The sequence below is a fragment of the Vibrio sp. V43_P6S15P86 genome, from assembly GCF_009904725.1.
Classification (GTDB): Bacteria; Pseudomonadota; Gammaproteobacteria; order Enterobacterales; family Vibrionaceae; genus Vibrio; species Vibrio diabolicus.
The window spans coordinates 1-4820 of the sequence record NZ_WXWT01000025.1 but is presented as its reverse complement, the minus strand read 5'-3'; the positions used below and the strand labels follow the sequence as shown (position 1 = coordinate 4820).

At 44.6% G+C, this 4820-nt stretch carries 5 protein-coding genes; all 5 read left to right on the top strand.

The window, feature by feature from the left end; translation table 11 throughout:
• The first annotated feature begins 59 nt into the window (after positions 1–59).
• From nrfB to CAG69_RS01345, 5 genes are read left to right on the top strand one after another with little or no spacing between them, the layout of a single operon-like run.
• Positions 60–662 (top strand): cytochrome c nitrite reductase pentaheme subunit, encoded by a 603-nt coding sequence (gene nrfB, locus CAG69_RS01365; protein WP_161442344.1) that lies wholly within the window; start codon positions 60–62, stop codon positions 660–662.
• 1 nt (position 663) lies between these two features.
• Positions 664–1350 (top strand): cytochrome c nitrite reductase Fe-S protein, encoded by a 687-nt coding sequence (gene nrfC, locus CAG69_RS01360; protein WP_047009976.1) that lies wholly within the window; start codon positions 664–666, stop codon positions 1348–1350.
• Positions 1347–2318, top strand: a complete 972-nt coding sequence (nrfD, locus tag CAG69_RS01355; protein WP_161442342.1) for a cytochrome c nitrite reductase subunit NrfD — start codon at positions 1347–1349, stop codon at positions 2316–2318. The genes nrfC and nrfD overlap by 4 nt, the downstream gene beginning before the upstream one ends.
• A 9-nt stretch (positions 2319–2327) precedes the next feature.
• On the top strand, positions 2328–4232 hold the full coding sequence (locus CAG69_RS01350; protein WP_161442340.1) for a heme lyase CcmF/NrfE family subunit: 1905 nt from the start codon (positions 2328–2330) through the stop codon (positions 4230–4232).
• Positions 4210–4743, top strand: a complete 534-nt coding sequence (locus CAG69_RS01345; protein ID WP_161442338.1) for a DsbE family thiol:disulfide interchange protein — start codon at positions 4210–4212, stop codon at positions 4741–4743. Before CAG69_RS01350 ends, CAG69_RS01345 begins: the two co-directional genes overlap by 23 nt.
• Positions 4744–4820: the final 77 nt, after the last annotated feature.

Here is a 4820-nt window from a genome sequence, read left to right as displayed (position 1 = left end):
TTGCTCAAATAATAGTTGATAAGAGTTATCAATTATTATCGAGCTAAGGAAAGAAAAATATGGGCAATATAAAATTGACCATAGAGACAATGCTGAAATTTCTCTTCATCTTTGCCATCTATGGTTTTTTCACCGCCGCCCATGCGACTTCTTCAGAGCCAGTTGAAGGTGCTCAAGCTGAGCGTCATCAAGTCGAGTTGATCCGTGACCGAGACTATAAATGTCTTCAATGTCATAAGGATGCTAAAGATACTCTGAATCTATCGCATGATTCGCAAGCGTTATTGAGTCAAGGTAAGCAGCTCAATTGCACTAACTGTCACAGCAACATCGGCCCTGATCACCGTGAAGGTGCACCCGATGTGATTAAGTTTTCTGCTGCGCAATCGAAAGCGGTGCACGACAAAGTGTCCCTTGACCCAAGCTTGATTCTCAAAGCTAATAGCCAGTGTGTGGATTGTCACGCGCCACTTAAGTTAAGAGAAAAGCATTGGACGCACGATGTGCACGCCAAGAATCTCACTTGTTCAAACTGTCATGATGTTCATGCCGCAAAAACCAAAGCGTTGTCTTATGACAGAAAACAGCTGATTAAGCAGTGTGTGGATTGTCACTCTGAATTTGCCATCGAACCTGAACTTGCCAAAGAAGAGGAGAGATAGCATGAAATGTTCGAGAAGAAACTTTTTAGCTAGCAGCGGTGCGTTGATTTTAACTACAGGCGTTGCGGGCACTTCCGTTGTTAGCTCCTCTCTTTATGCCAGCAACAGTGAACAAGCGAAGCGCATGGGTATGGTTCATGATGAAAATGCCTGCATTGGCTGTACCGCTTGTACCGATGCTTGTCGCGAAGTAAATAAAGTCCCTGAGGGCGTGACACGTCTTAAAATTCATCGCAGTGAACCGATTGGCGAATTCCCAGATGTGGAATACCAGTTTACTCGCGAATCCTGTCAGCACTGTGACAACCCACCATGTGTGTACGTTTGTCCAACAGGCGCTGCATACAAAGATGAAGCGACCGGCATTGTGGATGTACACAAAGAGAAATGTGTCGGATGTGGTTATTGCCTTGCTGCTTGCCCTTACCAAGTGCGCTTCTTTAATCCAGTCGATCACTCTGCGGATAAATGTAACTTCTGCCGCGATACCAACCTGGCGCAAGGTAAGCAGCCAGCTTGCGTGGAATCTTGCCCAACAAAAGCACTCATCTTTGGTGATTTAAATGACCCAGCTAGCAAGGTGAGCAAAGCTATCGAAAGCCATGTTGTCTATCGCGATAAATCGCATTTAGGTACGCAGCCTAAACTGTACAAAATTCCGCATAGCAAAGGGGAGGTGTCATCATGAACGGCTTCGAAAGTGCATTCCACTTTGACTCGTTAGTCTGGGATTGGATTATTGCGATTTACTTATTCCTCGCTGGGATGTCAGCAGGTGCGGTGATGATTTCTATCTATTTAAAACGCAAAGTGATTGAAGGTGATCCCGCAAACAATGGCATTATAAAAGCAATGGCTTGGCTCGCGCCATTTGGCATTATTTCTGGCTTAGTGATTTTGATTTTCCACTTAACTAAACCGCTTGAGTTTTGGAAGATCATGATTTACTACAACCCGACTTCCGTGATGTCGATGGGCGTTGTCTTGTTCCAAGTGTACATGCTAGTGCTATTTGTTTGGATCGGCGTTATCTTCCGTCATCAAATCATCAGCTTCTGTGAAGGGAAGTTACCAAGCAAACTGTTGGATTTTGCTGACGGCATTTTAATTAAGGCGGGGAAAGCCAACAACGCCATTGAATTGTTTTTGGGATTCTTAGCCATCGTGCTTGCGGCATACACCGGATTTTTATTGTCTGCATTGAAGACTTACCCAATGCTAAACAATCCAGTACTGCCAATCTTGTTCCTGTTCTCTAGTCTGTCATCTGGCGCAGCAGCATGCTTGATGTTCGGCATCTTGGTGTTTAAAGAGTCGACCAGCAGCCCAAGTGTGTCTTGGGTACACGGATTTGAACGCCCAGTAGTATTGTTTGAGCTGTTTGTCTTAGTGACATTCTTTACTGGGCTTATCTTTAGTGGCGGGCAAAATGAAGTCGCGGCTTGGAATGCCATTTCGAGTGGGTTCTGGGCTCAGTGGTTCTGGGTTGGGGTGGTGCTCATCGGCATGATAACGCCTTTGATTCTTAATTGGTTGACGCCTTCAGAAGTGCGTCACAAAGGCAGCTACGTTTTTGTGGTCACAACGTTGAGTTTGGTTGGCGTACTCATGCTGCGTACTTTCATTCTCTATGCTGGTCAAATGACCATCGTGTAAGGAGGCAAAATGGAGGCTGAGCTCGGTTTCTTTTTGTTGATATTGGTGGCTGTCGCATCGACATGTGCGACGCTGCTGCATTGGGTTTGCTTTACGCTGCGGAAGAAGGGAGTGTTGCCACACCAAACCGCAACGTCTCATATTATCAGCTTAGCCTCCTTAGTTTGTTTGGCGCTTTTGATAGTCTGTTTTATTCAGGATAATTTTGCGCTTGAGTATGTGGTTACACACTCGAACAGCCAGTTACCTATCGCGTTTAAGATTGCAGCTGCTTGGGGCGGCCATCAAGGGTCTATGTTGTTTTGGGTGGTTACGTTGAGCTTATGGGCCTCTTTTATTGCTATCAAGTCGCCAGTTTGTACTCAATATACAGGCGATTGCTTGGGTATCATGAACTTACTTATTGCTATTTTCGCTTGGTTTACCCTCACCACGTCCAATCCTTTTGAGTATGCTCAGACGCTAGCGTTGGAGGGGCGAGATCTCAATCCGATGTTGCAAGATATCGGGCTTATTATTCATCCGCCGCTGTTATATTTGGGCTACGTTGGTTATGCCGCGATACTGGCGTTCGCCTTAGCTGCGTTATTAGCGAAACGACCTATAAATGAATGGTATGGTGTTGCCCGTAGTGCCGCTTTCTTTGCTTGGGGTACGCTAACAATTGGAATTTTGATCGGTGCTTGGTGGGCATACAATGAATTAGGTTGGGGCGGGTGGTGGTTTTGGGACCCGGTAGAAAACGCGTCTTTGCTGCCTTGGTTAATGGGTACCGCACTACTGCATAGCGGTGTGTTGTCGAAGCGTAATAAAGGAGCAATTTGGAGCACCTACGCATTGGCTTTTGCGACGTTCAGTTTGAGTATTATCGGCACATTTGTGGTGAGATCGGGTGTATTAACCTCAGTACACGCGTTTGCGGTTGATCCAACCAAAGGTGTAGTACTTCTTGCCGTTCTCAGCGTTTTGGTGGTTGTCACCTTTGGTGTGCTCATTGTGCGAGGGCTACATATTCCTCGTTTTACGCTCGATTCGTTAATAAGTCGTGCCTACATGGTATACATCGCTATTGGACTTCTCGTTGTTTGTATGGCGATTGTTTTCCTCGGTACCTTTTACCCAATGCTTTATCAACTGCTTGGCCTGGGTAATATATCCGTTGGGGCACCTTACTTTAATAGCCTCGTTTTTCCCCTTACATTACTTGCTCTGACCTTTCTCGCCTTTATGCCCGTGTTGAAGTGGACGAAAGGAGCCAATCCTCATGCCGTTAAAACCATTGGGTTTGTCGGTATTCATGTTATTGCGGTTAGTACTATTTTCGTTTTTACTACAAAAGAGCTTCATATAACGACTTTGATTACTCTGGTATTAGCGACGTGGGTAGTGGTTTCTCATTTGCTTTTGCTGTTTTATGCAGAAAACAAGAGCAAATTAATGCCTATGCTTCTTGCTCATATTGGCTTTGCGTTGGCTGCAAGCGGAGCAGTATTTAATAGTGACTATTCGTATGAATACAACTTACGGGCAGAGCCTGGTAGCTCGTATCAAAAAGCGGGTATCACCGTTGATTATCATGGAATTGAATGGTTAGTTGGGCCGAACTACACCGCAGAACAGGGACGTGTTGATCTTTATTTGGAGAGCGGTAAGGCGCTGAACTTTCAACCCGAGAAACGGCATTACCCTGTACGCGTGATGAATATGACCGAGCCCGCTATTCGATCACTATGGCATGGAGACTACTACATCACTTTGGGTGATAAGCTCGACAACAGCGCCTACGCAATTAAAGTGCAATATCGCGCGGGCATATGGTGGATATGGTTTGGTGGCGCTTTAATCGTAATAAGTGCTTTGGGGAGTATGATGAATCTAAGGGGAAAAGGTAATGAGATCGAAAAATACGCTTAAACTGATCGTTCTCATATTGCTAGTTGCGATTTTTTTTGTCACCGCGACAATGGCATTATCCGATAGACCAAACGTAGAAATACAACAAAATCGTATGTTATCTATCCCAGATTTTACCGCTTACTCACTCATTTCAGGCAATCGAATCACCGATGCAGTACTAGAAAATCAAGGTTATATGCTATTGAATGTTTGGGCGTCTTGGTGCGGGGTTTGTAAACAAGAACATGATGATTTGCTCAACTTAGCTCGACAAGGTGTGCCCATCGTTGGTCTTAACTATCGAGATAAAGAAAGCGCGGCTAAACGCTATTTGAGCTCTTCACACAATCCATATACCGAAGTTATATCCGATCCTAATGGGCAACTGGCGGTTGAACTTGGTGTAATAGGAACGCCGGAAACTTACTTAATTGATCAAAATGGCAATGTTTTGATCAAATATAGAGGTAAGTTAACAATAGACAAATGGAACTCGTTATTTTCGGGGTATTTTAATGTCTCACTTTAAATATGCTTACTTCATTATTGTTTTGTTTTCTTTGTGTTCTTCTTGGGTCAAAGCAGAGCAAATTACGCAGCATGTTG